We start from the raw sequence: 25,888 nt of genomic DNA on the forward strand, positions 1-25,888 counted from the left end.
CATCACGTCAGAACATTCCCGTTTCATTTCAATTTCTTGTAATGGCCTGAGAATGCGATTTCGCCCATCGAAAGATCGTGTAACCTGCTGATCACGCTCATGGCTGCTTCGGCCTGGTCACCTGTGCGTCAGAGCCCGATAAACTCATATCAACCTCGGAAGGTACCGACATGCAATTTCAACTCAACACCGACGCAAACATTCAGGGCGATGATCGCTTGGCCGAGGTCGCCGAGAATGTAGTCGTTTCTTCGCTGGGACATCTTACAAGCCGCCTGACGCGGGTTGAGGTGCATCTGGCGGATGTGAACGCTGCCAAAGGTGGGGCCGATGACATTCATTGCACAGTTGAGGCGCGTCCCGAGGGCATGCAGCCACAAACCGTAACCCATTCCGACGCGAATATTGAGGCCGCCCTACGCGGTGGTGCCAAGAAAATCCGTGCTCTCTTGGACAGCGAGTTCGGTAAGCTTTCAAGGCGTTGAGGCACGCAACTGACCCTTACAGGCCGATTTCATGACCACAGCCCAATTGCTGATATTTTCCATACTTGCGGCCACAATGGGGCTGTTTCTGTGGGGACGGTTTCGCCACGATGTCGTGGCATTGGCCGCGCTTATGGCGTGCGTGATCGCCGGGTTGGTTCCGGGCGCGGATGCTTTTGCGGGCTTTGGCCACCCGGCCGTTATCACGGTGGCCTGTGTGCTGGTCCTTAGTCAGGGGTTGCAGAATACCGGCGCTGTAGACTGGCTGGCGCGCAGCGTTTTGCCGCGCAATGCGGGGCGACTGACAAGCATGGTCGCGCTGATGGGATTGGGCATGGCCCTGTCAGGTTTCATGAACAATGTCGGGGCGATGGCGCTCTTGATGCCGATCGCGGTGCAGCTTTCGGACCGGCTGGACCTGACGCATGGGCAGGTGCTTATGCCGCTGGCCTTTGCCACGATCCTTGGCGGCATGACCACGGTCATCGGCACGCCGCCCAACCTGATCGTCTCGGGCTTTCGGGCCGAGGCCGGGCTGGGGCATTTTGGCATGTTTGACTTTGCCCCCGTGGGCGTGGCTGTGGCGGTTGCCGGGGTGATTTTTGTCGCCATCGTCGGCTGGCGGCTGGTCCCCGCGCGCAAATCCGCAGCGGGCGAAGGGTTCGACACAGGCGCCTATTTTACAGAACTGCGCGTACCAGAGAAAAGCAAGGCTGTCGGCCTGACCTTGCGCGCGTTCGAGCGCGAGATTGAAGACAGCGACTCGCAAATCGTCGGTCTTGTTCGCAACGAGGTGAGGATGATCGCGCCACATGGTGGGCGGCGCATTCGCGCGGAGGACATTCTGGTGCTGGAGGCCGATGTCGATGCGCTGGCCGAGGCGCTTTCGGTTTTCGACATCAAGCTGGAAGAGCAGGTGGTCGCCCCGCAAAAAGACGAAACCGCAGCAAAACCCGCTGCGCAGGCAGAGACATCTGGCGTCCAGGAAGACAAGGTCACTGATGACGATGACGATGACGACCAGAACCGCGAGCGCAGCGATGATATCGTGCTGCGCGAACTGGCCGTGCTGCCCGGCTCGACCATTGTCGGGCGGTCGGCCAGCGATCTGAATCTTCGCACGCGCTATGGGCTAAACCTTCTGGCCGTTTCGCGCCAAGGGCATCCACCACGGGCAAGGCTGAGAACACTCAAGCTGAAATCCGGCGATCTTCTGCTGATGCAGGGCGCATCGGACGCCGTCAGCGTATTCATAAACGACACTGGCTGTGTGCCATTGGGCGAGCGCGAATTGCGCATCCCCGACAAGCGCAGGGCGATCATCGCAGGCGCGATCATGCTGGGCGCCATTGCCATTGTCACCTTCGGACTGCTGCCGGCGGCCCCTGCATTTGCACTGGGCGTGCTTGCGTCGATGGTGCTGCGCACGGTGCCGCCACGCAAGGTGTATACAGCCATCGACTGGCCGGTGATCGTGCTTCTGGCCGCATTGATCCCGGTCGCGGGCGCGATGCAGAGCACGGGTGCTGCCGATCTGTTGGCGCGATTTCTGGTTGATACCGTCGCGCGGGGAAATCCCATCGCTGCGCTGGCCGTCGTTCTGGTCACCACCATGTTTCTGTCGGACGTGATGAACAACGCCGCCACCGCCGCCGTTTTATGCCCCATCGCGCTGGGCATCTCGGCGACATTGGGCGTCAACCCCGACAGCTTTCTGATGGCGGTCGCGATTGGCGCCTCGTGCGCCTTCCTGACCCCGATTGGGCACCAGAACAACACCCTGATCCTAGGGCCCGGCGGATTCCGTTTTGGTGATTACTGGAAACTGGGCCTGCCGCTCGAAGTGCTTGTGGTAGTCATCAGCATACCGTTGCTGCTGGTCGTCTGGCCGTTGTAATTCCCGATCAGCAGGCGTCGCGAATAGCGCAAGCAGCGATAGTCACAGACTGCAACGCGGCATGGCAGCTTCGAGCCCTTATAGACCGATGCTGCAAAGTGGACGAAGGTCCGCTTTCGGGAGCGCGGTCAAGATCGACTACTTGCAAGCGGAGGTTTTGCATTGAGCGGATTTACATGGGAACGCGGGCCGTTCACACGATGCGCCAAGTGCGGTCAAACGACAATGGGCATACTCTCTGCCAAGGGGCAATTGTTGACCAAACGCTGCACCCACTGCCGAAGGACGGTGCAACTACCTCTGCCCGAATTAGACAAAAAGGCGATCTATCTGGACCAGTTCATGTTCAGCATGATCTACAACGTTAAGATCGAAGGGAACCTGCCAAAGGGACATGAAGCCTTTGCAAAAGAAGTATACGCCCTGCTGAGACGGTGCGTTCTTCTACAGCAAATCTTCTTGCCTCACTCCGACATCCATCACCATGAGACAACGGTCTTCCACAGTGCCATAGACTTGCGCAGCTTGTATGAGTTCTTCGGGGGCGACGTTTCCCTAATGGATTCTCGCGATGTGGAGCTATTGCAGGACATTCAGTTTGCAAAGGCATACTTTGATGGCAAAGAGCCTGAGGTTTCTCTTGATATAGATGATATTGCGGACAGTCGAAGAAATGAATGGCTGCCCGATATGCACGTTGGCGTGCGGGCCGACTACAGCCAATTCGCAGATCACATTCGAACTGTGAGAGGCGAAGTGCATGATTCATTGAAACAACTCGCGGACACGTGGCTTGAGAAGAAGGCATCGTTCGCGGGTTTTCTCGAAAGTGAATTTTCAGCAATTGGGCCAACAAAGAAGCAGGCCTTTGCGAAGTGGTTTGAGGAAGTCTCAAATCCTGATCCAAGTGACCCGCTGGCACTATTCGAGAGTTCTGGCAGGCCGATATATCGTGAGTATCGAGAGCTTTGCCACCTTCTTGAAGAACGGGGAGTTGATGAAGATAAGCAGGCGATTGAAATCATGAAGTTTTGGCATTGGGAACGGCAACGGGAAATACCATACCAAAGGGTTTCATCATACTTATTTGCTGCTGTAGCTAGGCGGGTCATCATGGGCGAGAAGAGAATAGTTGATCGTGGACTCATGAACGATGTGAGGACAATCTCGACGTACGCGCCATACGTGGACGCACTCTTCATCGACAAGCGCTGCGCTGCACTATTGAAGGAAGAACCACTTGGGGCTGAGTTGGAGTACAAGGCCCGTATATTCTCTCTGAGCGACCCAGACAAATTCTTGGTATACTTACGGGAAATAGAAGACCAAACACCGGATGAGGTTCGCGAGTATGCGGCAATGATTTACGGTATTGACTAGATGCGGTTGAGTTTAAAGCAGAGTTTGGCGCAGCCGCAGCGAAAGCCCGCTTCGTCGCGCATAGCAGACCCTCTCTGCAGGCGCGAGGCAAATGCTCAAACTTCAGAGAAACTGATTTTCATGACCATCGGCGCTGCGTACACAGAACCCCTGACACGATGGGAAGGCACAAGTTATGCGTCGCGTGAGGGTATCCCTTTCATGAGCAATTAAGGCTATAATAGTTGCGAACCCAACCAAGGATTAGCTTATGCGCCTCGCCGCACTCCTGCTCTGCCTCGCCACCTCCGCCTCTGCCGACGGTTGGACCCAACCTGCCCGCGGCACTGATTTGCGTGCCGACCTGCTCGATGCAATCCGTCCAAAGATCGAATGGACGGTCGGCGGTCCGGTCGAATTCGTGGTCTGGGATCTACGTGTCACCGAAACTGCCGCCTTTGCGAGCCTCATGGCGCAGCACCCAGGTGGCGGCGTGATCGATCTCTACCAGACCCCCGGCGCGCGGCGCGGCGAGATCGATCCCGATGTTGGCGACGGTGCCACTGTTCAGGCGCTGTTAACGCTCTCGGGACGCACTTGGGTCGCGGTCCATGTCGGCATCAATTCGACGGACGCCTGGTGGCACTACGAAGATTTCTGTCCGATCTGGCACGAGGTCATCCCCGAGGCATGCCCCTGACCCACTAGCCGGAGCGGCCGGCTATGGCGAAATTTCACCGGGCCTGAACACATCTTTGGGGGCCGAAAAGTTGGTATTTCCAGCCGTTCGGAAAAACGGGTCGACCGTGAAAAGGTGTGGGGTTAATTCCCACATTTGCCATACTAGTGCAATTGGTCAGGGACAGGCGTTCAGCCCGTTAACGCCATATCTGAATATAGTGGCTCCACTGGCATTCGAAGCCGTCTGGATGAACGTAGCCTGAGGCTGCAAGTCCCGCGCCCAGTTCCTCGCTGAGAAAGAATAGCCGCATAGCATTGGTCGCCTCGCCACCTTCCTCGTCGACAGTGTCGGTGTTGGAGACGGTAACTTGACCACCGCTATCAATGGCTCCGTCAAAAATGCACATCGAACCGGGATTGCAGGTGGCACCCGAGGAGATCATCAGCCCGACTGCGGCACCGGAATGGGTGATTTGCATGGTACCACTCATCGGCTTGCCGTTTGGACAGCGTCCACTGACATTGTGGTTCGACGTGCTGTAGTTCCAAGTGCCAGTGAAGTCGAATTTGTCCGCAGGGATGCCCAGCGAAACGGGGGGAATGCCGTCCTGTGCCTTGGCACCTAGGGACAGCGCGGCGATGAAGAGCACGATGAACGCGAGAGCAAATGATTTCATGGTGACGCACCCCTCCAGATTGCTTGCAGACTAGTTGGGTTTGATTGTATCGGCGTGCGGCGTACCTAAAGTTGATCAAAATCAAGCGGCGTGTCGAAGGGCGGTTTTGGACCGTTTGTCGCCTTCAGGTAGCGGCAACAAACAACCTAACATTCAGCCAGAAAACACCAGTCACGCGGACCACAGAGAAGGTTGGTGACGGTAAAGGAGATTACCGTGAAATCTGACATATTATTTTTGATTGCCACATAACTCTTGGTTTGAAAATAGATCATTCCGTCGAAAAAAATGGACCACCCAAAATATCTTTTACGTAAAAATACCTCTAGTATCACGCAAACCTTCCTTTGGCTTCCCCTGCTTTTTGGTGCCGATATGATGTCGGATAATGTTGTAAAGTTTTGAGGCAAACATGTGGTTCGAAGTTTACTTCGAAGCGCTTTGCTAAGAGAGAGAAGCGCGACATGATTGTCAGTTTTGAAAGTCATGCGTCCAACGAGCGGACCTTCCTGGCGCGGGTGCGCACTATCTGACGTCAGCGCCTATGGGTGCAAATTTGGCGGTTTGATAAGATAGTGTTCTTGGCGCATCAGTAACCACTGATGAGTGGGACATGAGACAGTCAACCAAAAGCCTTGGCGAGAAGATCATCAAGGACATCAAGCGAGCGGCCCGCAAGCAGTATTCATCCGAAGAGAAGATCAGGATCGTCTTGGATGGGCTGCGTGGCGAGGACTGTATTGCTGAGCTTTGCTGTCGTGAGGGCACATCCCAAGGCATCTGTTTCAAGTGGTCAAAGAACTTCACCTATCTCAAAGTACTTGGCTGGGGGGTGGCTTTATTTCAGCGCGATTTCGGCCCACTACAGCCGCTACATCATCGTTTGAAAACTCTGCACCAACATGAAGGCAAAAGATGTCACCGACAAGCTCGATCTGGCTTTGCAGGCCTCTGGCTGCGATCAGGTCCATGTCGTCCACAAACCACGTCTGCTCAGTCCCTCTCGTGACATTGCCACGCAATGCACAGCCGGGCAGTGGGCGATGGCTCCAGTTACGTGTCCGGTGAACTGGCTAAGTGGCTGCAAGGCAAAGGGATGAAGCATTCTCGTGGTGCATCATATCCTTCCAAACGCAAGGCAGTATCCCCTCTTATTTATTCACGCTCAATGACCTGCGTCACAGCGTGCTGCTTATGCTCATCCGCAATCCGAGCTCCGGTGTTCATATCCGCCCGCCCTCGGGTCCGAAATCACCGGGAAAGCGTCTACAAATCTTGGGGCGCCTCAGATATCAAAAAATGTCTTGCCAAGCAGTGGCCATCCACACAGGAAAAAGCCAACATTCCTAGTTAGGCGTTAAGGGATGACCTGCCGATAGCTCTTCCCGAGCCCATAGTTGATCTAAGTCGCGACTTGGTCGTCAGTACAGACGGCAACGCAGACGCCGCGATATCCTAAGATCAATCTCTATTTTCGTTAGAACTGCATGGAAAAAGATCAGGATGTTCTTCCGCAAGATTCTTTGCCAACTCTGTGAAATCGGGTCCTGCAAAATGTGCGACACCAGTCGCTGCAATCGCGTCCAAATCTCGTTTATCTTGGGCATCAATTCCAGCACCGGGCGTGCGTAATCCGACGGCAATGATACGATCATTATGACGCTCTATTACGTCACGGTAAATTCGTGCATCGTGCTGTCCCGTATCACCTAAAAGTATGGTTGGTAAATCTGGATTGGCACGCAGAATATGATCTATGCTTGCCCCTTTATGGCTCCCATGCCCGTCCGTAATAAACTTGGTATCGCTCAATCCTAGATCGCGTAAGAACATTGGGCCACGCACGAGTCTCGTATTTTCAAAGATGTCGGCTAGAAAGTCGTGGAGGTTCCATGGTGATGAACTCACGTAGTAAATCGGATTGCGTCCACCTTCGGAGAGCGCGTTCATCAAGTCAACTGCATCTGGAAATACGAGCCGCGTTAGGGAATTTCCGGTGAATGAGGTGAAGAGGTTGCGCATAAGTGAATAAGCGCCAGTTTCCAGCATAGTGTCATCAATGTCCGAGATGACCATGAAGCGAGCATCAACAGCAGGAACCAAAAAAGGACAGAGTGTCGGAACCTGACCCTCTTCGATATAGACCTGTTCTGAGTGCCGTCCGGTGCGGGCGTCGCGCGGCAAAAGCAGGGTAAAATAACCCTCTTCATCCGTCAGCGCTTCTGCGTCGCCACATCGCACAGTGACGTCTCGTACTTCGTCAGTAAGAAACATTCCCAGCATTTGCCTCAGATTTGTAAGTCGTGTCTGGCCTTCAACTGCTGAAGAGTGTCGCAGCTTGCTGAGAACGCGCCCACGCAGGATGATTTGATCGGGGGTAGCATAGCCGATATAGGGGTCGATCACGCGGCCCTTGCCTGTTCGGCTGAATAGCTGATCAGCAACACGTTCTGCTTTCAGCGCAGCACGGTGGATAAGACGTTTGAACATAGAACCCTACGAAATTTATTGGACGTTCAATGGTAACTGTCTGAGCACAGACGCTCAGAAATCAGACGGCGCTCAGCTCCGAGGGCCGCCGCCTCTCCATTTTTGCCACGCCAGAAAGGCTAGACCGCCGACCAATGCGCCCCCGGCGATCAAGGCCAGATGTCGGGGACGCACCCCTTGTCCGGCGGATGTTTCCTGACCTGGACGATAGCGTGGATCAAGCAGGCGAGTGTTGGCCAAAAAACCGCCAATAATGCCGTCGGGACGAGGGTCAATCCGGCGCAGCCCGCGCCCTTTGGGGGAGTTCAGGCTCTCGATGGCCCCGATCAACAAGTTTTCCTTTTGCAGGGCCTCTTCGAAAACTTCCGGCGATACTCCGAGATGCTCGGAAAGAAGCCGCGCGCGAAATCCAGTGATCAGCGCCTCCGGCCCTTCGACCGCCACGTCGCATTCGGTATCAAAGCCCATGGAGCGGTCGTTAAGGTTGCTGGACCCAAGCCGCAGGATGCTGGCGTCGGTGATCATGATCTTGGCATGGACGTAGATCGGGTCGCCTTTCGCGGTGACCGGATAAAAGATGCGAAAACGGTCCTGATGATCGGCGGCCCGGAGCCTGTCGATCATCCGCCCGCGCAGGACATGCATCGCGTCGTCTTCGAGTTGCGACAGGGCGGCCTCGGGATTGATCACAACTATTTCGGGGCCGTCTTGCTCTCTCAGGCGTTTTTCCAGCGCTGCGCACACAGTCTCGGATGCGAAATACTGCGATTCAATATAGATCGTGTCAGTCGCCGCCTCGATACTGCCGATATAGAGCTGCTCGATCTCGTTTATCAGCGGCTCGCCGTCGTAGGGTGGCTCTGTTCGCGCGATGGCGACGTCAACATCCTTGGCGTCAACGTCCAGATCATCGGGCCATATATCCGCGGGCGTGCTTGCGGGTCGCTTTAACGTGTCGCCTGTGGCTCGGTGCCAGCGCTTGCGGGAGAGTTCCGCCAGTGCCGATGCCACCGGACCGGTCAGTGCCGAGGTAGCATCGTGCCATGGCTCGGACGGGGAGCCGTCTTTGCGCACGCGTCGGGGATCGTCCGGCAGATGCTCGGACGTGTCCCAGCGGTCCTCGGTTGCGTCGATCCCCCCACAAAAAGCCAGTTTGTCGTCAGCTACGGCAATCTTTTGATGATGGCAGGCCCCGAACGGGTGATGCCCGTCGAGGGCAAAATGGATGCGGTCGCTTCCGAACACACTCAGCGCGACCGTCGGCATCAAACGCCCGGGCGCCGCAATGACCGCACCATTCCATTTGAGCAGATAGACATGCAGATCGGGTGCCTGTTCCACAGCAGCCTCAAGGAAGGCGCCAAGCTGGTTGGGAAATCCGTCGGGCGCAAGTCCGTCACTGTCGCTTTCGCCTGGGAGCATTTCGATCTCAAAGTCGAAGTCCCAGCCGATGAACAGTAACTCCCGCTCGGCGGCGAGGATGATCTGGCGCAAGACGCGGAAATAATCTGCGGCATCAACGATCAGAGCCATTCTGTCCGCACGGACCACACGCCAGCAGTTTTCATCAGCCCGAAAGATCGACGCAGTTGAATTGGAGCTTTGCATATCTGTCTGTACCCGTTTCGTTTGCGCATCAGAAGTAATTCGAACTGCTATCCGGCACGTATTGTAATGCGGTAGATACCGCTGAATGTCTGCAAATCAACAGTTTCACCACCTTTTCTGATTTCGACTTTACCGTCTTCGGCCAGCTTAAGCGCTTGCGCGCGAATTGGTGGCATTAATGGTCGCCATTTATCCTGATCCTGTCCGGCGATGTGGCGCGCAACCTCGGACGGGCAGATCGTCTTGTCAGGCCCGCGCTCGGTGGCGAGTGTCAGAATGGCATCTGCTATCAAGTCGCCTTGGTTCATTTGTTTTCAATTCTCAGAATTCGCAGCCCAGACGTCTTGCCCATCAATGACATAGCACTTATCCGGCCCCGGCAACCACGCTTTCGGGGAAAATTGGCTTGCCACTCTTGCCCTCAATCTGGGCGGCGCGGGCGATCAGCCGTTCGCGCACCGCGCAGGCCACTTCCCATGAGGTATTCGGATCCGTGCAGGGAATGCTGAACCAGACTTCGATGCCGAACACGTCCTGATCAGCAACATTGACACTCGATTCGTCACGATCCCCCAGATTTTCACCGATATCCAGATTGGCCACTTCCGACAGGATATCGTTAAACGCCTCACGCAATGCGCCGACATCCGCCCGTGGGTCCAGCTGCAACTTCAGAATTCGCAGCATTGCGGGATCCTGAAGCGTCCAGTTCGAAAATGTCTCTGATACGAATTCTTCGACCGGCACGATCAACCGCGTGCTATCCCAGTTGCGTAGTTGCACAAAGGTCATATGGATGCGTTCAACGTGGCACAACTCATCCTTGTAGAGAACTCTATCACCGACGCGCGCAGACTGGTTCAGGGCAATCTGCAAAGATGCCATGATATTGCCCAGCACATTACGCGCGGCAAAGCCCAGCACGATCGTAAGAGCGCCCGCCGAAGCAAGTAACGACAGGCCCAGATTGCTCGCCAGATCGGCTGAGGACAGAACGACACCTGCGCCTATCAGGAATACGGCAACTACCAGCACCCGCTTGGCGGCGTTCAGCCTAGTTGCAAGAATCCGTGCGTCAGCCTGCGCGGCAAGGGTCAGGTCCAGGTCCTCTTGCGGTGCGATTAAGCCGTCCAGCAGCACCTCAACCCCGTTAACGATGAAGAGCAGCAGTGCCGTGATGAACCCGGTTGCTATTAACGGTGCCAGGACGATGTCGATTCGCCCGGAAAAAACAAAAATATTACCCGTGACCCACCATATCAGGCTTGTGACGCTCACGATAATCAGCGGCATGGATGAGGCGCGCAGAATGCCTGTCGCTATTTTTGAGTTAGCGCGGCGCCAAAGGATTTGAAGAACACTGTGGACGATCCACCCAAGAATGATAGCGGCCAATAAGAGCAGCGGCAGGCCGATCAGTTCCCATCGCATCAATCCGCCAATTTCCTTGGCGCGCAGTGCATCAGGTAGCGCCAGCTCAAGCTGTGAAGGCCCGTATTTGATGTGCAATGCCGGCACGTGCCGCACAGTTTCCGGGGGAAACACCCAGACGGCTTGTTCGGCGCCCTTGGGTTTGATGCGGTTAAGGCGGATCTCGGCCGGAACGATATCAAGCGGCAGATCACGCAGGAGAAGCGAGCGTCGGGGCTCTCCTGCTTGCGACGCGTTCTTTCCCCCTTCGGTCTGAAGCGCGTCCGGACGATCTATCAGGATTGACCAGTCCAGCACGGCCTTGCGATCAACGACGTCATACAACTGCCGCGCCAGCACAGGTCCTTCGGCCGCCTGACGGCTCGGCGGCAACTCGTTCAGATCCAGCAGATGTGCCGCAGCATCCCAATCGCCGTCCTTCGCTGCCTGCAGGTAACTTGCCATCGCGGCGCGCGGTGTTCTGCGATCGATCCGGTCAGGAACAGGGGCCAGTCCGGTATTCAGGGCCGACGTCTCAAAAACGGACTCCTGCGCCCGTGCCGATGTCGCTAGGGCGGTGCCGGTCCCCACCAAAAAAATTAGCAGCAGTGCATTTGTGACGCCCCGTAGCATTCGCCAACTGCCAGAATTGCGACGTCGAGAAGGACCAACAGGCGCGGGCATCATCATGGTGAAACGACAACTTTCATGCTCAACACAAGACATCTCCCTTACCCAAGCTTTGTGGCGTAGCAACGACCAGACGCGCTGCTGAACAGTACCGTTTGCAGGCGGGCAGGATCAATATGCGCAAACGCCCATTATTGGGCTTATTTCATATCCAGAAAATCGAGCTCTGCCTCATTTTGCAGCAAAGCACATAACCTAGAGATTGCTGCCGGAAACCCATTGGGCGGATGCGCGGAGCAACGAAATCCGGCAATGGTTATCCGGTAGACTGGGCTGCGGCATTGCTAAGCCTCCACGGATGACAAGCTTTTACTTGAACTTGCGTTTAAATTGTGTGCCGTAAACAGTGTATCCGATGAAAGCTGAATTTTATATTGCAGGTTCTGAGCATGCCCAACTCTACTGACGCCGAGCTGCGTCAAAATATCCTGCATCTTCAAGAGCGCCTCGCACTTCTGGCCGTCGATCGGGAAAGGGATGCCGCGCTGGCACAGGAAGCGGCGATCCGGCTCAATTTCTTCGAAGCTATGCTTGAAATCGTCCCAGTCGGTGTGGTTCTCACGGATGTAAAGGGTAGGGTAATGCTCGGTAACACCGCGGTTGAAAATATGCTTCGCCATCCGATCTTGCTTTCCGAAGATGTCACGGATTATGGCGCATGGATTTCGTTTCACGAAGACGGACGGCAAGTCGAAAGTCATGAATACCCTCTGGCAAAGGTTATCAGCGAGGGAGTGGATAGATCAGAGTTGGACGTGCTTTATCAACGAGGGGACGACAGCAAGTTCTGGATGCGCATCATTGGACAGCCAGTTCGTGACAAAGCGGGGGGCCTTCTGGGCGCCGTTGTCGCCCTGATCGACATTGACCGGGAACACCAGCTGGCCGAACAGCAAAAGGTTCTCATCGCAGAGCTTAACCACAGGGTTAAAAATGCCTTTAGTGTGGTCAAATCGATCGTCAGCATGTCGTTGCGCAAAGAGGAAATCCCGCGCGGGGTACGGAGCACGATAGACGAAAGACTCGATGCCTACGCCAAAGCACATGGCAAGTTGATTGGATCAGAGTGGGAGCAAGCAAATCTCGCTCAGATTGTCGATGACATCGTTGTAAGGATCGCGGGCGATAAATTGTTCTACGATGGGCCAGCGGTGGCACTTCCGTCTCGGCAAGCCTTGGCAGTGTCCATGGCCCTTTACGAGCTGTCCTCGAACGCCGTAAAATATGGGTCATTGTCCGTGACAACTGGCAAGGTTGACCTGACCTGGTGCCGCATCACCGAAGAAGGTCAACCGAAACTTCGCATCGAGTGGGTGGAGCGGGAAGGGCCTGAGCCTGTTGTACCAACTCAGAAAGGCTTTGGCACTTTCATCATCGACCAAGCGCTTGCGATGGAGACCAATGGCGAGGTGGACATTTGTTATTCAGCTGATGGTCTACGGTGGAGACTTGTCATGCCATTCGCACAACTGACTGGAGAGTAATACGGCGGCCAATACCCCACGCATTTTCATTGTAGAAGACGAAGTGCTGGTAGCATTCGAAATGACCGATACATTGGAAGACCTGAGACACCACTAGTCGCTTCGGGCATAGCGGCACAAACGGACTAAAGGTCCAAATCTGCGTCGATGTAACGGTGATAACCAACGACGCTGCATTGCAGTTCTTTCAAACGTCAACGGCTGGGCTTCTCGAAATCTGGCCGTCTTGAAGGTCCGTCATTTTGACAGGCCAACCTCGCGAGACCCGATCATGACGAATAATCAAGAACCTGCGAACATCGGGGCGTGCACGGCCAACGTGTTGGCGCTACGGGTCCGGGATTATCTCTGCCGAATTGCCGGTCAGGCGACCCCCATCACCTATCAAGCTCTTGCCAAGGCCTTGGATCTGTCGCCGCCCAATACGATTCATCAACTCACAGTCGCGTTGGAATGCCTGATTGAGGAGGACGCCGCCGCCGCCCGCCCGTTGATTGCAGCGCTCGTGGTCAGCAAGGCACGGCTTGGGCTGCCCGCGCCGGGCTTTTTCGATTGTGCGCGTCGCGTTGGGCGCTTCGACGGCGACCCTTCGGGATCGCAGGACTCAGCATTTTATGCGGCAGAGTTCAAAAGGGCGGTCGAATTTTGGCGCACCACCGCCAACGACGTGGAGATAGATTCCCGAGCCTGAAAGCCACCCGGTAGATGGGCTAAAAAAACTCTGCGGCAAAACACCTTACACGTGCGAATTGCGAAGAATAGGCGAAAAAACCGGACGCGCTTTCGTTGTATTGTCTCAGTGACAACTGCATCTATTCAAGCGCTTCAATCTCCAGCGAGGCGCAACCGGCCAGGTCTGATATACTGCAAGGCGGCAATTCGCGGGCGATTTCGCGCAGTGCGGAGCGCAACCCTTCTTCGAGAGTGGGATGGTAAAACGGTAACCGCAGCAAATCATGCACGGTTAGGTTCTGGTCTATCGCCAACACCAGCAGATGTGCGAAATGCTCTGCCCCCGGCGCCGCCATCTCGGCCCCCAACAGGCGTCCGTCGTCGCGCGATGCATAGATGCGCAAAAGCCCTTCATTCTGCTGCATGACGCGCGCGCGCCCCTGTGATCTGAAATCAACTTCGCCAACCAGACAATCATCAAGATCAAGATCGCTGGCCCGTTTTCCGACCGACGCCACCTCTGGCGCACAAAACGTGATGCTGATCGGCGTCCGGCGTTCAAGTTGCACAGGTGTATCGCTAGTTGCATTCAGCCCTGCGATATGGCCGTCGTCTGAACCCTCATGCAGCAGCGGGCGTATCCCGTTGGCGTCACCAGCAAGCAGGGCCGATGTATTGGCGATCCGCATCGTCTGCGGATCGACTTCCGGCATTCCCTTGTCGTCAAGCGGGACGCCCAGAGTTTCAAGGCCAAGGTCCTGCACATTCTGCCGCCGCCCCACTGCGACCAGCACCTCGTCGACCCCGACCTTTTCTTCACCCCACCTGATTTCGATGCCGTCCTCGGCCTCCGCAAGGTCCACGTTCACCCCGAGATGGACGGCGAACTCCCGTGACAGAGACTGTCGCAACGTTTCGGCGATCTTTTCGTCCGAGATACCGGCCATCTGGTTTGCGCCGTCGAACCCATGAACCTCTAGCCCCAGTCGAGCCAAGGCCTGCGCCATTTCCACACCTATTGCACCCAATCCGATCACTCCGATCCGGGATGGCAGATCTTGCTGCTCAAAAAGCGTATCGGTGGTAAGAATACGGCCGCCAAACTTTTTCCACGGCTGCGGCACAACAGGGCTGGACCCCGGTGCCAGAATAATCTGGCGCGCTTCGATCACGTGGCCATCCACGACAACCCGGTTCGCCCCGTCAAGACGCGCATGTCCGGCGATGTTGCGATCCCCCAGATCGTCGGTCGATTTCATCACGCCCGCGACGAAATCATCTCTGAGCTTTCTGACCCGTGCCAGCACAGCGGGAATGTCAGCCTTGAGATGCTCCGCACCCCGGATGCCGAAGGTATCCAGCAAAGCCCGCGCGTGAAATGCGTTCGCCGCCGCGATCAGGGTTTTTGAGGGCATGCATCCCACACGCGCGCAGGTCGTCCCATAAGGCGGTTTGTTTATAATGACGAAATTGTCCGTCTTTCGACGCACATCGCGCAACGCCGCCAGACCCGCCGTGCCTGCACCCACAATCGCCACATCCACTTTGTTGATCATCTTCTGTACCCCTTTAGTCTAAACATGGTGTTTGTGGCCTCTTGGACCAGCCATAAAATGCGAAATCTAATAACCATCATACGCCGCTATCTCGCACACAGCCTTTGGCCCGTTCAGGATCAGCAACTACTTCTATTCAGAAGCTGTGACCGCCTTGATGCACAGACAAAGCCAATTGTTGCCCCGTTGCGGCAGCGATGATTGGGCGATGTTGAACCCGAAATTACCGACATTCGCCGCTGACCCCCATTTCTAGGGTGTGGTTCGTCGAAGTCGGCATCCGCTGCGACAAAGAAAACTCTAATCCAGCATCCTTAGTTCTAGGTCTCGGGCAAACAAGGGCTGTTTCACTTTCTCCTGTCATCTGGGTCGAACGAGGGTAGTTACGTGTTGCGGGCACGTTGGGGCGGCCCCGCAGGCCGCTTGCCGCTGATGGTACAACGGCCGGCCGCCCTCGGGCATCGTATCAGATGCCCGAGGTGCCCCGACTGTGTCGGCGAAAGCGGCAAGCGCCTGGCCGACATTAGTGTTGCCGAAAATCTCGCGGAGCGGATCAAGAAGCGAGCCTGCCGCGCTGACGTTGAACGCGATGGTGTGGGGCAGCATCACCGCGTGGGTCTGGGCGTGGGGCAGGTCGAACGCACCGCCCAGCACATGGCAGAGCTTGTGATGCAGCGACATGCCGACCTGTCCCAGAACGGTGCCACATAGCCAAGCGCCATAAAGCGTCTTGCCACGTGTCTCGAGATCGCTTGGGGTTTCGCAGACGGTCGGCAGCGCGGCGTGGAACGCGCGAAGCCCCTCCACTGCCATAAGCGTGGACACCGGATTGCGATCGCGCGTATAGCCCTTCGGCGGCGTGGGCCATTGCGTTCAGCGCGCTGGCCACGGTAATCGGCAGCGGCAGTGAGCAGACGAGTTCGGCGTCGCAAAGGATGACCTGCGGCTGCACCTGCGGATCGTTGATCGTGGTCTTGTGCCCGTCCTCGGTCTGGCCCAGCGACCGGGGTCGCCTCGCTCCCGGCATAGGTGGTGGGCAGCACAATCTGCGGCAGCCCGGTCCTGAGCGCGAGCGCTTTGCTGAGGCCGATCGTCGAGCCGCCGCCGATCGCCACGAGACAATCGGCCCCGAGCCGCTTCACTTCGACGAGCGCCTGCTCGGTTACTGTAACCGGCGTGTGTATCTAGGCTAGCGGCACCAGCCCAGCCGCGAGGCCGCCCATATCGGACGCGAGTGCCTCGGCCATGTTGCGTTTGCCGGGTGTCGAGAGGATCGCGGCGCGCGCACAGTCGAGCCGCGCGACCTCGGACCCGGTATCGTGCCGGATCCCGGGCGCGAACCGTATGCGGACGGCTGATTGGGAAAGGGCGAATTTGGACTGGAAGGATGACATCTCTCTTACTTTCTTGGCGCGCTCAGAGCGTGCACGTCCTTTTCACATAATCTCGAAGAAGTCCGAGAAGGTCATCAACCGCAGCGGAATCCGGGCGTAGGCCGGGTGGAGTGGCCCACGATGAGTGGGCCAGTTTGTGGGTGGTCCCTTCTGACGGCTATTGCATGCTCGGCCTCTGGTCTATGGGCGAGATACTTTCTGGCGTCGTCGGACGGTATCCGCTCGCATCTTGAGGTTGTCTACAGCCTCCATGTCGTCGTCGGATATCCCACGATACCTCAGCATCTATCATTCGGGAACCAAAGAGAATATTTGCGCGTTACTTGATCTAAGCTCAACTTATTGAAGTCGAAAATAGAACAGGGTGCAACGACATGGCTCAATCCAAAGTTACGACCCCGGCAACCCTCACGCGCCGCGGCTTATTATCTGCGGTTTCGGCAATGTCGGTGCTGTCTCTTTCGCAATGGCCGGGACGGGCGCTGGCTGCCGATCTGGATGTCGACGCTTTCCTTGCGTTGTCGCAGGAACTGGTCGGGCAGGACAATCTATCCACGGATATCGCATCCAGCATGCTAACGGCCTTCTCCGCGATTGGTCGCGAGGATGATATTTCCGCCTTGGCGGCGGGCGAAAGCGACGATGATTTGGCCAATTCCATCGTGGCATCTTGGTATACCGGGGAATCGCCAGATTCAGACGATTTGCAAATGCTAAGCTACACCGATGCATTGATCTGGCAGGCGATGGATTACACCAAGCCGTTGGCTTTCTGCGGTGGAGGAGTGGGCTACTGGTCAGATCCGCCTGAGGCTTAATCCACACGCTCTCTTTTCGATCTCCCCACATTCCAGACCCAAGGAACTCCAGCAATGGCAAATGATATCACGGCAGACATTTTGATTATCGGCACCGGCATCGCAGGAGCGATGGCAGGGGCGAAATTGGCGCAAAAGGGGCTAAAGGTCGCCTTTCTGGAAAGCGGCAAGCGGATCGAACGGTATGACGCGGTCGAAACGTTCTGGAATGCCAAGATCAAAGTGCCGGAATCGGCTTATCCCAATGACCCAACCGCGCCGCACCCCCTGACCCACAAAATCGGTGAGTATTACCAGCAAATGGGGCCAGAGGATTTCAAATCGACCTATATCAAGGTGGTCGGTGGAACGACGTGGCACTGGCTGGGGACAACTCTGCGCAACGTGCCGGCTGATTTCAAACTGAATTCGCTCTATGGCCACGCGGTAGATTGGCCGTTTGACTATGATGAGCTTGAGCCGTTTTATCTGGCCGCCGAACAGGAAATCGGTGTGGCGGGCGACAGTAGCGAGGATCTGGGGTCCCCGAGGTCTGGCGATTTTCCGATGCCTATGATTCCGATAACGTATCTCGACAAGCAGGTCGGCAAGGCATTGGAGGGCACCAAGTATCAGCTTCGTGCCACGCCTCAGGGGCGGAATTCGGTATATCACGCTGAACGCCCAGAATGCTGCGGCAACGCATCGTGCATTCCTGTCTGCCCGATTCAGGCGAAATATGATGCGACGGTTCATGTGCTCCAAGCAGAGGAGGCTGGTGCGGTCGTTCATGACCAAACGACAGCGACCAAGCTTAATCTCGGTGCCGACGGCCAAATTGCGTCGGTCGATTTTCGCCGTGCAGACGGCAGTACCGGCACTGCTGCTGGCAAGGTGGTGGTCCTCGCTGCACACGGGATCGAGACGCCGCGCCTCCTGCTGAATTCTGCCCAAGAGGGCGCGGAGAACGGTGTTGCCAACAGCTCTGATCAGGTTGGTCGCAACCTTATGGACCATCCCTCGAAACTTAGCTGGGCCGAGACGGCCGAGCCGGTCTGGCCTTTCCGTGGTCCGCTTTCTACGTCGGGGATCGAGAATTTGCGCGACGGTGATTTTCGCAAGGATCGTGCGGCCTTCCGGATCGAAATCGCCAATGATGGCCACAGCTGGCCCACGGGCGCGCCTCTATCGACAGCCTCCGATCTAGCGAAGACAGGTCTGCGCGGAGCCGATCTGGACGCAGCGATTAAAGACGCGACATCACGCCAGATTCGCATCAGTTCGCTGGTAGAGCAGTCGCCTGACGCGGAGAACCGCGTGACGCTGGACCCCGACAAGCGCGACGCCAACGGCATGCCGCTGCCGCGTATCCATTTCGATTATTCCGACTATACCCGCGCCGGGCTGGATGCGGCGCAGCGGGCGCACGACGAGGTGTTTGCAGCACTTGGTGCCACCAACGTCAATCATTCCCCGGATATTCAGGGTGCGGGCCATATCATCGGGACAGTGCGCATGGGCATTGATGCCAAAAGCGCGGTCGTGGACGCCGACCTGCGCAGCTTTGATCATCGCAACCTGTTCCTGTTGGGATCCGGAACCTTCCCCACTTCGGCGACGGCAAACCCCAGCCTCACCATCGCTGCTTTATCGCTGCGGGCGGTGGATGCCATCGCCGCCAGCGCGAAATAGATGTGAGGGCATTGGGGCAAAACTCGCCCGACCAATGGCCGCTGGCAGCTGCGCATTGCAGCTAATCGCGGGGAAGGGAAGGGCGGCACAGCGCCCTCCCTTCCTTTCGCCGCCGTTGCGGAGATGGACATATTCGATCCACACACTTGCGGCGAGGCCACATATCAAAAGGCGACAACGATACCCGCATGGCATTGAAGTAATGAGAGTCGGAATTGCCGCAACATTTGTCGAGCAGGTGAAGACGACCGATCTGAGTATCGGGATATTAGGCCGCAACAATTTGAGTTGGTTGGCGAATACTTAGCGCAATGACCTATGGCCAGAAATATGCCCGACATGCGTGATGTAATGCGCCATAGCGGGGAACTGGCGAGAATGTCTGTTTCGATACCGTCGAACAATGGCCGGTCGAAAGCCATTGCAGGGTCTTGGATAGAGGTGAAGAACCCGCCGAATTGACGAATTTCCAGATTTCCATCTTGAAGATTATCTCAACCCTCACTACATACCGACCGTCGGTTTGTAGTGAGGGTGCGATGAAAGACAGATCAGAAAACGCCATTGCAGTCGCGCCCAAGCGCCAGCGCATGGCGCCCCAAGAGCGGCGGGCGCATATTTTGAATGCGGCGCAGGGCCTGTTTTTCGCGCGGGGCTGGGATGACGTGACGATAGCCGATGTGCTTTCTGAAGCTGCCATTTCCAAGGGTGGATTCTACCATCACTTCACCGCCAAAGAGGATCTACTCGACGGCGTTATTGAGCGTTTCACGAGCGAAGCGCTGGCCTCGGCGGAGGCCGCGCGTGTTGCGACTTCGGGCGATGCTTTGACCCGTTTCAATGCATTTCTGGCCGAGTCGAGCCGTTGGAAGGCAGAGCGTGCCCCCCAGATCCGGTTCTTTGTCGATGCCATGCTGCGGCCCGGTAACGATCTGCTGTTCCATCGCATTTCGGATGCATCCGCCGCAGCGGCAAGGCCAATTCTGCGCGAGGTGATCGCCGATGGGGTCGCTGAAGGCTGTTTCGATGTGGCCGATACGGACCTTGTTACCGAGACGATCCTTGCGTGGTCGATCGGCCGCAGGGCTGTTGTCGAGATGGCCATACGGACCGCCGAGGCAGGATATCTCGACGCGGCGACTGATCTCCTCGACGGCCGGATGGTGGCCGAGGGTGCGTTGATCGACAGACTGCTTGGCCTACCCCAAGGCAGCATCGCGCTGTCCAACCCGAGCGAATATCGCCTGATGCTGCGCGCGATCGCGGGCAATTGAGGCGCTGCCGGGGCTAGGTATGCGTCCATATTTCAACAACTGAGAGCAGAAAGGAATAATCATGCTGAAGATCAAAGAATTAAAGCCGAACGTCTATGAAATCACGATGCAGGGCGTGCTCGAAAAGAGTGACATCGAGACGATGGAGCGCGAGCTGACTCCGGTGCTGAATGGCGACGGGCCGCTGGGTCTGATCGTGCGTGCCGAGGGTTGGAAGGATATCACCGCTGACGCAATAGCCGAGGACATGAAGTTTGAGTTTGGGCTGCTGGCACAATGGTCCAAGATCGCCAAGATGGCATTGGTGACCGACCTTCAGGCCTTCGCGGCGATCCTGAAATGGATCGATCCGATCCTGCCGATGATTGACATGAAGAGCTTTGGCTCATCCGACGTCGCGGCTGCCGAAGCTTTCGCGTCCGACCTGCCGACCAAAGCGGCGGTTGGCTCGGACAGCGGCGTGACACTGTTGTCGGACGGCAAGGACGGGTTGATCGCCTACGAGATTCATGGCCGGATCACCGCAGAGGATGTGGACAAGGTGCTGACGCCCCTCGAACCCCACCTAAAGGGCGACGGCAAGATCAATCTTCTTGTCAGATTCAAGAGCTATGAAGGGTTCGACCCGGCAATCCTGATGGACGGGTCGCTGATGGGCACGAAGATGAGCGCGATTACGCATTTGGGCCGCTACGCTATCGTCGGCGCGCCTGGCTGGGTGAAAACGATCGCCTCGGGTGTGGCGCCGATGATGCCCTTCGAGATGCGTCTCTTTGACGTCACCGAAGACGCTGCCGCCTGGACATGGGTGCGCTCGGCCTAATCATAGTTGTGGCGTGGTCCGACGGGCCTCACCGCCGCTAGATCAAGTTTTTGCAATGACCGACCTGAAGCCCATCTTGGCGCTAACACAGATTTCTGCGGTGCGCTTAGCAACGCCACCGCAGGAACTAGTACCGGGGTTTCGACGATGGAATCCTGACCACAGCAAAGCGGTATCAGCGAACTACGCGGTGCCTGTCCCCACGGAGATCAGTTCATGACCGACACCCCGACTGAAGGGCGCAAGACGCTCACATTCGACAGCGATGTTGGATCAACCCGGTCCCGATGGGTGGCCGGTGGCCTTGCTGTGGCGATTATCGGCTGGATGGGCAGCGGATACATTCTGCCGTCCAGTGATCCGACACCAGTGACAGCTGCGTCTGCTACCCCCAAGGCCGTCACCGTTGCCGTGCGCCAATCGGTGGCTGAGTCCGTCGAGCAGGTCTTTGTGGCCGAGGGGCAGGCCCTGCCGGATCGTGACACGGCGATCCGGGCCGAGACGTCGGGCCAGATTGCCGAGCTGCTGGTGGACAAGGGCGCAGTGCTAGAGGCTGGTCAGGTGATCGCGCGTTTCGACACCGCCGCACGTCGGTCTGATCTGGCGCGGGCAAAGGAGGAGTTGAATCGCGCTCAGCGCGAGTTCGACAACGCCAGTGCGCTAGTAGCGCGAGGCGTGGCCACGGTAGATCGCGTCTCAGAGGCACGCGCCACTCTCGCCGCTGCTGAGGCGGGCGTTACAACTGCCGAAGAGGCTATCGGGAATACGGAAATCCGTGCGCCTTTTGCCGGGCGGCTCGAAACACTTGATATCGACACACGCGAATTTGTGTCGACTGGTACTGACATAGGCCGGATCGTCGACAACACGCCGCTGACGATCCGCATCCAGATCCCGCAGCAGTCGCTCAGCGACATCAAGGTTGGCCAGACAGCCGAGGTCGCCTTTATCACAGGCGCGACGGGCACGGGTGAGGTCAAGTTCGTCGGCACCAGCGCCGACGTCGACACCCGCACCTTTCTGGCCGAGATCGAGGTCCCGAATGAGGGTGGCACCATTCCCGCCGGCATCAGCGCGCAGTTGCGCATCCCCACAGGCAAGCTGACGGCGCATTTCGTCTCGCCCGCCATTCTGTCGCTGGATACCGACGGCACGCTGGGGATCAAGACCGTGACTGCCGACAATCTGGTCGAATTTCACAAGATCAGCATCGTGCGCGCCCAGACCGATGGCATCTGGGTGTCGGGCCTGCCGGACGAGGCGCAGATCATCTCTATCGGTCAGGGTTTCGTCAACAACGGCGAGACGGTCGATCCTCAACCGGATGGCGATGACAATGTGTCCGCCGCGCAGGCGCCGGTGCCGGGCGCGCCTGAGGCCAAAGCTGCGGCCAATGGCAACGGACAGATCATCGCGACAGCGCCCGAAACGGACATTCCGGCTGAACGGCCCGCCGACGCGGCCAAGAAAGAGAGCGTTCAATGAACGGCATCATCGACGCCGCCTTTAGCCGCAGCCGCGTCGTTGTCATGGCGCTGATCATGATCCTGGCCGTCGGTGCCTATGCCTATGTCACGATCCCCAAGGAAAGCTCGCCCGAGATCCCGATCCCGATCTTTTACGTTTCGACCGGCCTCGACGGCATTTCGCCCGAGGATTCTGAACGCCTGCTGGTCGAGCCGCTGGAGATTGAACTGAGCGCGATCACCGGCCTCAAGCAGATGACCGGCAATGGTGGCGAAGGCTATGCAAGCTTGCAGCTGGAGTTTGAGCCGGGTTTCGATTCCGAGGCCGCGCTCCGTAAGGTCAGGGAGGGCGTGGACCGCGCCAAACCCGAGCTACCCGAAGACGCCACTGATCCGGTCGTGACCGAGATCAACACAGCGCTTTTCCCGATCCTGACGGTAATCTTGTCCGGCCCCGTGCCCGAGCGCACGCTCAATTCCCTGTCCGAGGAACTATCGGATGGGATCGAGGGTCTTGAGGGCGTGCTGGAAGTCGATGTGGGCGGAGCGCGTGACGCGCTGTTGGAGGTGCTGATCGACCCCACAGTGTTCGAGACCTACAATATCAGCTTTGAGGAATTGATCAGCCAGATCAACCGCAACAACCGACTGATTGCAGCAGGCGCTATCGAGAATGGCGCGGGCCGTATCGTGCTGAAAGTGCCGGGGCTGATCGAAAATATCGAGGACGTCATGGCCCTTCCTGTGAAGGTGCGCGGCGACACTGTCGTCACCTTCGGCGACGTCGCCACGATCCGCCGCACGTTCGAGGACCCAACTGGCTTCGCCCGCATCGACGGTCAGCCGGCGCTGGCGCTGGAGATCAAGAAGCGGGCGGGGTCGAACATCATCGAAACCGTTGCCGCAGTGCGCACGCTGATCGAAGAGGCGCAGGCGGACTGGCCGAGCAGCGTGACCATCGATTACATGCAAGACGAAAGCGAGCAGGTGGAGACCATGCTGAGCGATCTGGAGGCGAACGTCATCGCCGCCGTGATCCTCGTGATGATCGTCATAGTCTGGGCGCTTGGCATCCGATCCGCTTTGCTGGTCGGTCTCGCGATTCCTGGCGCCTTTCTTGCAGGTGTGACGGGGCTGCTGGTGATGGGATACACGATGAACCTTGTCGTGCTTTTTTCGCTCATCCTGGTTGTGGGGATGCTGGTGGACGGCGCAATCGTTACCACCGAACTTGCCGATCGCCGATTGCAGGAGGGAGATGAGCCCAAGGTTGCGTATGCTTTCGCCGCCAAGCGCATGGCCTGGCCGATCATCGCCTCGACGGCGACGACGCTGTCCGTGTTTTTTCCGCTGCTGTTCTGGACCGGCACAGTCGGTGAGTTTATGAAATTCCTGCCGATTACCGTGATCCTGACGCTGACGGCATCGCTCTTCATGGCGCTGATATTCATCCCCGTCGTCGGTGGCCTCATCGGCAAGAAGCCTCCGCAATCGGCCAAGGACAAGGCAACGCTGCACGCTGCCGAAAAGGGTGATCCGCGCGATTTGGGCGGATTTACCGGCGGCTATGTAAAGGTGCTGCAATTCGCGATCCTGCGGCCTTGGGCGACGCTGTTCATGGCGATTTCGTTCCTGCTCGCGGGTTTTGGTGCTTACGGCCAATTCGGCAACGGCATCAGCTTTTTCCCGTCGATCGAGCCGGAATTCGCACAGGTGCAGGTCCGCGCCCGCGACAACTTCTCGATCTATGAAAAGGACGCGCTGGTGCGCCGTGTCGAGGAACGTCTGTTCGCCTATGACGAGATCGCGTCGGTCTATGCCCGCTCGGGCGGTGGCAATCAGGACGCCGCCGATCTGATCGGCACGATCCAGATTGAACTAACCGAATGGGACACGCGCCGAACTGCCGCTGTTATCGGTGAGGACATCCGCACCGACATGGCGACGATTCCCGGTATCGACGTGCAGGTGCAAACGGCGTCCTCCGGCCCCTCGGCAGGCAAACCCATCAGCCTGCGCGTGCGCGCCCGCGATCCGCAGGCCCAAGCGGCGGCGGTCGAGAAAATCCGCAGCGCGATGGACGACATCGGCGGCTTTACCGACGTCACCGATACGCGGCCTTTGCCCGGGGTCGAATGGCGCATCGCGGTGAACCGCTCTGAGGCTGCGCGCTTTGGCGCCGACATTTCGACCCTCGGACAGGCGGTGCAACTTCTGACGCGCGGCATCACCGTGGCCGATTACCGCCCCGACGACGCCGACGGATCGGTCGATATCAACGTGCGCTTCCCCTCAAACGAACGCACGCTGGAAGAGCTTCAATCGCTGCGCGTGCCCACCTCGGCGGGCCTCGTCCCGATCTCGAACTTTGTCACGTTCGAACCTTCCCCGCGCAGCGGCACCATCACCCGCGTTGACCAACGTCGCGTCATCACCATCGAGGCGAACGTCGCCCCCGGCGTGTTGGTCAACGATCAAGTCGTCGCATTGCAATCGTCCATCGACCGCATGGACCTGCCAGACGGGGTCGAGGCCACCTTCGCCGGCGAGGCGCAGGATCAGACCGAGTCGATGATCTTTCTCATCGGTGCCTTCGTGACCGCAATAGTGCTGATGTTCGTGATCCTCGTGATCCAGTTCAACAGCTTCTATCAGGCCTTCGTCGTGATGAGCGCTATCGTGTTCTCGATTGCCGGTGTCTTGTTCGGCCTGATCGTCACTGGCCGCCCCTTCGGCGTTGTGATGGGAGGGATCGGGGTGATCGCGCTGGCCGGGATCGTGGTGAACAACAACATCGTGCTGATCGACACCTACAATGACCTGAAAAAGACGGGATTGTCGCCGCTGGAGGCCGCTCTGCGGACTGGCGCGCAGCGTCTGCGGCCCGTCGTGCTGACCTCGGTGACGACGGCGCTGGGCCTGATGCCCATGGTGATTGGCGTGAACCTCAACTTTTTCAGGCGAGAGATCGTCTATGGCGCGCCCTCGACCCAGTGGTGGACGGAGTTGTCATCGGCCATCGCGGGTGGGCTGGTGATCGCAACGGTGCTGACCCTTATCGTGACGCCCGCCATGCTGATGCTGGGCGAGAAAAAGGCGGGGCGCTCCAGATCATCGGGGGACCTTGCCGCGACACAGCCGACATGAGGCGCGTCCCTGCGAAGTGATCATGACGTTGGCGCTGTCCCTATCGTCCGCTGCCAATCTTTGCGGGCAAACTCTTGTCCTTGACCCACTGCCCGGCGGGGCACTGCGCGGCAATGTCCCGAGCCACGACTGGCCGTTCGATGGATCGGTACTGATAGAACTCTCGTCATGCCACCCGCGATTTCCGTGCGACACGACGGCGGTTCCTTCAGGGCGATATCGAAGCACTGCTTGACTCAGCCGATCCCGAAATGGAACTGGGTGCGCGTCTTTATCTCGACAACTG

Annotated in this window: 20 protein-coding genes and 4 pseudogenes; 14 read left to right on the plus strand and 10 right to left on the minus strand. The window is 57.6% G+C overall.

Going from position 1 to position 25,888, the window contains the following annotated elements; all coding sequences use genetic code 11:
• The first annotated feature begins 170 nt into the window (after positions 1–170).
• From U3654_RS05220 to U3654_RS05235, 4 genes are all read left to right on the plus strand, one after another.
• Positions 171–485, plus strand: coding sequence for an HPF/RaiA family ribosome-associated protein (locus tag U3654_RS05220; protein WP_324754295.1), 315 nt, complete (start codon positions 171–173; stop codon positions 483–485).
• A gap of 31 nt (positions 486–516) precedes the next feature.
• A complete protein-coding gene (locus U3654_RS05225; RefSeq protein WP_324754296.1) occupies positions 517–2,382 on the plus strand; it encodes an SLC13 family permease in 1,866 nt (621 codons plus the stop codon).
• Between the two features lie 342 nt (positions 2,383–2,724).
• Positions 2,725–3,762 carry a hypothetical protein gene (locus U3654_RS05230; protein ID WP_324754297.1) on the plus strand — a complete coding sequence of 346 codons (1,038 nt, stop codon included), beginning with the start codon at positions 2,725–2,727 and terminating at the stop codon, positions 3,760–3,762.
• Between the two features lie 250 nt (positions 3,763–4,012).
• Positions 4,013–4,441 carry a hypothetical protein gene (locus U3654_RS05235; protein WP_324754298.1) on the plus strand — a complete coding sequence of 143 codons (429 nt, stop codon included), beginning with the start codon at positions 4,013–4,015 and terminating at the stop codon, positions 4,439–4,441.
• 178 nt (positions 4,442–4,619) lie between these two features.
• On the opposite strand, the gene U3654_RS05240 is transcribed toward U3654_RS05235, so the two are convergent.
• A complete protein-coding gene (locus tag U3654_RS05240) occupies positions 4,620–5,099 on the minus strand; it encodes a hypothetical protein (RefSeq protein WP_324754299.1) in 480 nt (159 codons plus the stop codon).
• 613 nt (positions 5,100–5,712) lie between these two features.
• Between U3654_RS05240 and U3654_RS20470 the strand changes: the two are divergent.
• Both U3654_RS20470 and U3654_RS20475 read left to right on the plus strand, forming a co-directional pair.
• Positions 5,713–5,904 (plus strand): annotated as a pseudogene (locus tag U3654_RS20470) (IS3 family transposase); the annotation flags it as partial.
• A pseudogene (locus U3654_RS20475) lies at positions 5,890–6,272 on the plus strand (hypothetical protein); the annotation flags it as partial. The pseudogenes U3654_RS20470 and U3654_RS20475, both read left to right, overlap by 15 nt.
• Before the next feature lie 288 nt (positions 6,273–6,560).
• Here U3654_RS20475 and U3654_RS05250 read toward each other — a convergent pair.
• The 4 genes from U3654_RS05250 to U3654_RS05265 form a co-directional block, all read right to left on the minus strand.
• Positions 6,561–7,589, minus strand: a complete 1,029-nt coding sequence (locus tag U3654_RS05250; RefSeq protein WP_324754300.1) for a phosphatase domain-containing protein — start codon at positions 7,587–7,589, stop codon at positions 6,561–6,563.
• A gap of 72 nt (positions 7,590–7,661) precedes the next feature.
• Positions 7,662–9,122 carry a phospholipase D-like domain-containing protein gene (locus U3654_RS05255; protein ID WP_324754301.1) on the minus strand — a complete coding sequence of 487 codons (1,461 nt, stop codon included), beginning with the start codon at positions 9,120–9,122 and terminating at the stop codon, positions 7,662–7,664.
• A gap of 122 nt (positions 9,123–9,244) precedes the next feature.
• Positions 9,245–9,505 (minus strand): DUF3253 domain-containing protein, encoded by a 261-nt coding sequence (locus U3654_RS05260; RefSeq protein ID WP_324754302.1) that lies wholly within the window; start codon positions 9,503–9,505, stop codon positions 9,245–9,247.
• Between the two features lie 58 nt (positions 9,506–9,563).
• Entirely contained in the window at positions 9,564–11,297 is a 1,734-nt protein-coding gene (locus U3654_RS05265) for a mechanosensitive ion channel family protein (RefSeq protein WP_324754303.1), read from the minus strand.
• A 389-nt stretch (positions 11,298–11,686) separates the two neighbouring features.
• Between U3654_RS05265 and U3654_RS05270 the strand changes: the two genes are divergently transcribed.
• On the plus strand, positions 11,687–12,781 hold the full coding sequence (locus U3654_RS05270; protein WP_324754304.1) for an HWE histidine kinase domain-containing protein: 1,095 nt from the start codon (positions 11,687–11,689) through the stop codon (positions 12,779–12,781).
• A 271-nt stretch (positions 12,782–13,052) separates the two neighbouring features.
• Positions 13,053–13,472, plus strand: a complete 420-nt coding sequence (locus U3654_RS05275) for a hypothetical protein (protein ID WP_324754305.1) — start codon at positions 13,053–13,055, stop codon at positions 13,470–13,472.
• 121 nt (positions 13,473–13,593) lie between these two features.
• On the opposite strand, the gene U3654_RS05280 is transcribed toward U3654_RS05275, so the two are convergent.
• From U3654_RS05280 to U3654_RS05295, 5 genes and pseudogenes are all read right to left on the minus strand, one after another.
• Positions 13,594–15,009 (minus strand): dihydrolipoyl dehydrogenase, encoded by a 1,416-nt coding sequence (locus U3654_RS05280; RefSeq protein ID WP_324754306.1) that lies wholly within the window; start codon positions 15,007–15,009, stop codon positions 13,594–13,596.
• Positions 15,010–15,369: 360 nt separating this feature from the next.
• Entirely contained in the window at positions 15,370–15,834 is a 465-nt protein-coding gene (locus U3654_RS05285; protein WP_324754307.1) for an iron-containing alcohol dehydrogenase, read from the minus strand.
• Between the two features lies 1 nt (position 15,835).
• Positions 15,836–16,036 (minus strand): annotated as a pseudogene (locus U3654_RS20480) (iron-containing alcohol dehydrogenase); the annotation flags it as partial.
• Between the two features lie 28 nt (positions 16,037–16,064).
• Positions 16,065–16,151: pseudogene (locus U3654_RS05290) on the minus strand (hypothetical protein); the annotation flags it as partial.
• Positions 16,152–16,193: 42 nt separating this feature from the next.
• Positions 16,194–16,403, minus strand: coding sequence for a hypothetical protein (locus tag U3654_RS05295; protein WP_324754308.1), 210 nt, complete (start codon positions 16,401–16,403; stop codon positions 16,194–16,196).
• Positions 16,404–16,777: 374 nt separating this feature from the next.
• On the opposite strand from U3654_RS05295, the gene U3654_RS05300 reads away from it, so the two are divergent.
• From U3654_RS05300 to U3654_RS05325, 6 genes are all read left to right on the plus strand, one after another.
• Positions 16,778–17,221 carry a sugar dehydrogenase complex small subunit gene (locus U3654_RS05300; RefSeq protein ID WP_324754309.1) on the plus strand — a complete coding sequence of 148 codons (444 nt, stop codon included), beginning with the start codon at positions 16,778–16,780 and terminating at the stop codon, positions 17,219–17,221.
• 54 nt (positions 17,222–17,275) lie between these two features.
• On the plus strand, positions 17,276–18,892 hold the full coding sequence (locus U3654_RS05305) for a GMC family oxidoreductase (protein ID WP_324754310.1): 1,617 nt from the start codon (positions 17,276–17,278) through the stop codon (positions 18,890–18,892).
• 539 nt (positions 18,893–19,431) lie between these two features.
• On the plus strand, positions 19,432–20,166 hold the full coding sequence (locus U3654_RS05310; protein ID WP_324754311.1) for a TetR/AcrR family transcriptional regulator: 735 nt from the start codon (positions 19,432–19,434) through the stop codon (positions 20,164–20,166).
• A 61-nt stretch (positions 20,167–20,227) separates the two neighbouring features.
• Positions 20,228–20,989 (plus strand): STAS/SEC14 domain-containing protein, encoded by a 762-nt coding sequence (locus tag U3654_RS05315; RefSeq protein WP_324754312.1) that lies wholly within the window; start codon positions 20,228–20,230, stop codon positions 20,987–20,989.
• Positions 20,990–21,205: 216 nt separating this feature from the next.
• A complete protein-coding gene (locus U3654_RS05320; protein WP_324754313.1) occupies positions 21,206–22,474 on the plus strand; it encodes an efflux RND transporter periplasmic adaptor subunit in 1,269 nt (422 codons plus the stop codon).
• Complete coding sequence (locus U3654_RS05325; protein WP_324754314.1) at positions 22,471–25,602, plus strand: efflux RND transporter permease subunit; 3,132 nt, start codon at positions 22,471–22,473, stop codon at positions 25,600–25,602. The genes U3654_RS05320 and U3654_RS05325 overlap by 4 nt, the downstream gene beginning before the upstream one ends.
• Positions 25,603–25,888: the final 286 nt, after the last annotated feature.

Origin of the sequence: Roseovarius sp. Pro17, assembly GCF_035599575.1 — a bacterium.
Taxonomy (GTDB): Bacteria; Pseudomonadota; Alphaproteobacteria; order Rhodobacterales; family Rhodobacteraceae; genus Roseovarius.

Excerpts from the sequence above, each read along its gene's own strand:
- U3654_RS05220 (WP_324754295.1), top strand. The coding sequence starts at position 171 with ATGCAATTTCAACTCAACACCGACGCAAACATTCAGGGCGATGATCGC.
- U3654_RS05225 (WP_324754296.1), top strand. The coding sequence starts at position 517 with ATGACCACAGCCCAATTGCTGATATTTTCCATACTTGCGGCCACAATG.
- U3654_RS05230 (WP_324754297.1), top strand. The coding sequence starts at position 2,725 with ATGTTCAGCATGATCTACAACGTTAAGATCGAAGGGAACCTGCCAAAG.
- U3654_RS05235 (WP_324754298.1), top strand. The coding sequence starts at position 4,013 with ATGCGCCTCGCCGCACTCCTGCTCTGCCTCGCCACCTCCGCCTCTGCC.
- U3654_RS05240 (WP_324754299.1), bottom strand. The coding sequence starts at position 5,099 with ATGAAATCATTTGCTCTCGCGTTCATCGTGCTCTTCATCGCCGCGCTG.
- U3654_RS05250 (WP_324754300.1), bottom strand. The coding sequence starts at position 7,589 with ATGTTCAAACGTCTTATCCACCGTGCTGCGCTGAAAGCAGAACGTGTT.
- U3654_RS05255 (WP_324754301.1), bottom strand. The coding sequence starts at position 9,122 with ATGGCTCTGATCGTTGATGCCGCAGATTATTTCCGCGTCTTGCGCCAG.
- U3654_RS05260 (WP_324754302.1), bottom strand. The coding sequence starts at position 9,505 with ATGAACCAAGGCGACTTGATAGCAGATGCCATTCTGACACTCGCCACC.
- U3654_RS05265 (WP_324754303.1), bottom strand. The coding sequence starts at position 11,297 with ATGATGATGCCCGCGCCTGTTGGTCCTTCTCGACGTCGCAATTCTGGC.
- U3654_RS05270 (WP_324754304.1), top strand. The coding sequence starts at position 11,687 with ATGCCCAACTCTACTGACGCCGAGCTGCGTCAAAATATCCTGCATCTT.
- U3654_RS05275 (WP_324754305.1), top strand. The coding sequence starts at position 13,053 with ATGACGAATAATCAAGAACCTGCGAACATCGGGGCGTGCACGGCCAAC.
- U3654_RS05280 (WP_324754306.1), bottom strand. The coding sequence starts at position 15,009 with ATGATCAACAAAGTGGATGTGGCGATTGTGGGTGCAGGCACGGCGGGT.
- U3654_RS05295 (WP_324754308.1), bottom strand. The coding sequence starts at position 16,403 with ATGTCATCCTTCCAGTCCAAATTCGCCCTTTCCCAATCAGCCGTCCGC.
- U3654_RS05300 (WP_324754309.1), top strand. The coding sequence starts at position 16,778 with ATGGCTCAATCCAAAGTTACGACCCCGGCAACCCTCACGCGCCGCGGC.
- U3654_RS05305 (WP_324754310.1), top strand. The coding sequence starts at position 17,276 with ATGGCAAATGATATCACGGCAGACATTTTGATTATCGGCACCGGCATC.
- U3654_RS05310 (WP_324754311.1), top strand. The coding sequence starts at position 19,432 with ATGAAAGACAGATCAGAAAACGCCATTGCAGTCGCGCCCAAGCGCCAG.
- U3654_RS05315 (WP_324754312.1), top strand. The coding sequence starts at position 20,228 with ATGCTGAAGATCAAAGAATTAAAGCCGAACGTCTATGAAATCACGATG.
- U3654_RS05320 (WP_324754313.1), top strand. The coding sequence starts at position 21,206 with ATGACCGACACCCCGACTGAAGGGCGCAAGACGCTCACATTCGACAGC.
- U3654_RS05325 (WP_324754314.1), top strand. The coding sequence starts at position 22,471 with ATGAACGGCATCATCGACGCCGCCTTTAGCCGCAGCCGCGTCGTTGTC.